2 protein-coding genes are annotated in these 2,400 nt (G+C 43.8%); one reads left to right on the forward strand and one right to left on the reverse strand.

Annotated features, from left to right (window positions below; all coding sequences use genetic code 11):
* Window positions 1-564 precede the first annotated feature (564 nt).
* Window positions 565-1,002, forward strand: a complete 438-nt coding sequence (locus ASG93_RS26170; protein ID WP_200984530.1) for an SgcJ/EcaC family oxidoreductase — start codon at window positions 565-567, stop codon at window positions 1,000-1,002.
* Window positions 1,003-1,010: 8 nt separating this feature from the next.
* Here ASG93_RS26170 and ASG93_RS26175 read toward each other — a convergent pair whose 3' ends face one another.
* Window positions 1,011-1,883, reverse strand: a complete 873-nt coding sequence (locus tag ASG93_RS26175) for an SDR family NAD(P)-dependent oxidoreductase (protein WP_056836771.1) — start codon at window positions 1,881-1,883, stop codon at window positions 1,011-1,013.
* Window positions 1,884-2,400 lie beyond the last annotated feature (517 nt).

The raw sequence follows: 2,400 nt of genomic DNA on the forward strand, positions 1-2,400 counted from the left end.
CTCTGATTTTGAAAGATTGGGTTGTTTTCTTGATACATCCATTCTTCACAAAATTAATCTACGTTACGCAAAGTGGCAGTCGGTTTCGTTCATTATAACTATTTCTTGATAATTCTCGTTTTTCACGCCAGAGGGAACTACGAGTCGTTATTTAGCCGAACGGAGTGAAAATACTTCAGTTTTTAAAGAATAGCGGAATGACGTTCCTCGAGGATGACGAATTCGGGCAAAACGAAACAAATAGCGGAATGACGTTCCGCGAAAGCGCCATAATCCGGTAAATCGAATCAAAACCAGGTTGATGTACCACGAAAGCGTCATAATCCGGTGAAATCGAATCAAAACCAGGTTGATCTGCCACGAAAGCTTCATAATCCGGTGAAATCGAATCAAAAATGGATTGACGTCCCTGAAAGCGCCATAATCCGGTAAATCGAGACTAAAAACGGATTGCATTCCCGCAGAAGTGCTTTGTCGGAAAACGAAACATGAAATAACGTTCCCTTCGCATGCCAAAGTTTCGGCTAACTGCGAAAATTACGCTTAAGAGAGGTTGAGGTTGATATGGTGGATGTGAACGAAAAAGACACGAAAGCGATACTCGCCATTTTCGAGTCGCTTGGTAAAGCTTGGAATGAGCATAATGGGCAGGCGTTCGGCTTATGTTTTACAGAAGATGCGGATTATGTGACTTTCAACGGTCAGCATATAAAGGGGCGACAAGACATTTCGGATATTCATCAGAAGCTGTTTGATGGTGTGTTGAGAGGCTCGTCCATGATGAATGGCGGTTCCATTCAGATCCGATTTCTAACTCCTGATATGGCTGTTGCTCATTGTGTTGGAGCTGTTAAACTCAAATGGCAGAAAAAAGCGCCCAAAAACAGAGATTCCATCAATACGAATGTGATTGTGAAAGAAAAAGGCGATTGGAAAATTGCAGCTTTTCACAATTGCCGCATCCAACCGCCGAATTATATTCAAAAATGGTTTATGAAATAAGCGAATTCCTAAACCCGGAACGGCGGCATCCGTCTGCCATCGATATCCGTGAAGCCATACTGTTCGGCTAAGGAACCTACCTCGAGAAGCTGACCTGCCTTTTGACTTACTTGAGGATCGGATGCCAAAGCGACAACTGCACGACCGATATATTCAACTGATTCCGTCGGTTGAAGTGCTTCGACTTTCATGAAATCAGGATCACCTGGCTCTAAGTCATAATGCTTATAAACGGCTTCCGTACGCATCCAGCCAGGTGCTAAAGTAAGCGTGGTTACATTGATTAGGTTTGCTTTCAAATTTTGAGACATAGCGCGAGTCATATTCGCAACCGCTCGTTTCACCGTGTCATAAAAAACATTGATCGGGTAGTCGCCGCCAAGGTCAGAGTAGACGCCTGTGTTTATCAGAAGTCCGTGATTTTGTTCGAGAAAAAAGGTAGACATTGCATACCGGCTTGAAACCATCTGAGACCGCAGTCCTGCCTCGAACATTTTGTCCCAGCGCGTCATCGGCTGCTCCCAAAAGGGAACAGAAAAATCGACATCATAATAATTCTCGTAACCACCCCAGGCATTATTGACCACAATATCGAGTGTTCCTTGTTCTTGTTTAATGCGATCGTATAAAGCTTTGACATCTGCGTCAATGGTATGGTCACAACGAACTGCGATTCCTAAACCACCGCGCTGCGTAACGGCTTCAGCGGTATCTTCAATCGTACCCGTGAGATCTGTTCTCGTGGATTTCACTCTGGTACTGCGTCCTGTCACATAAACAGTAGCCCCAGCCTCGCCAAGTGCTAAAGCAATGCCTCGGCCGCCGCCTCGACTGGAACCGGTAACCAAAGCAACTTGACCTTGCAGGTTTTTTGTTTTCATCGTTGTGCCTCCTTAGAGTTTTTTGTGGCAGCATGAGCTTAGAGATTTTCGTCAGAAAAACTGGCATCGTAAGCACGAGCTTAGAGTTTTCGCCAGAAAAACTGGCAGCGTAAGCATGAGCTTAGAGTTTTTCGTCAGAAAAACTGGCAGCGTAAGCATAAGCTTAGAGTTTTCGTCAGAAAAAATGGCAGCATCATTCGCATCGTTTGCTCAGTTTTAATGTTACATCGAATCCATGACAATTCTTGTCATAGTATCTACAGTGCTGGAGAGAATGTATCACTCGACTCTGGAGGAGGATGTTTATAGAATGAGAAGTCATCTAGGAGGTTTTTAAACTACGACTGACCAATCAACATACAGCTGTTGAGTAAGGAAATGGGTGCTAAATCAACTTCAGATTCATCTTTCCCAGCTAAAGGACTGGAGCGACGTTAATCCCCGAAAAAGATTGAATTTGAAAATCTAATGGACTCGACAGCCCTTAATCTACTTCAAATTATGAAAATAAGATAGA

Source organism: Paenibacillus sp. Soil787, assembly GCF_001429545.1.
In the GTDB taxonomy this organism is placed as follows: Bacteria; Bacillota; Bacilli; order Paenibacillales; family NBRC-103111; genus Paenibacillus_E.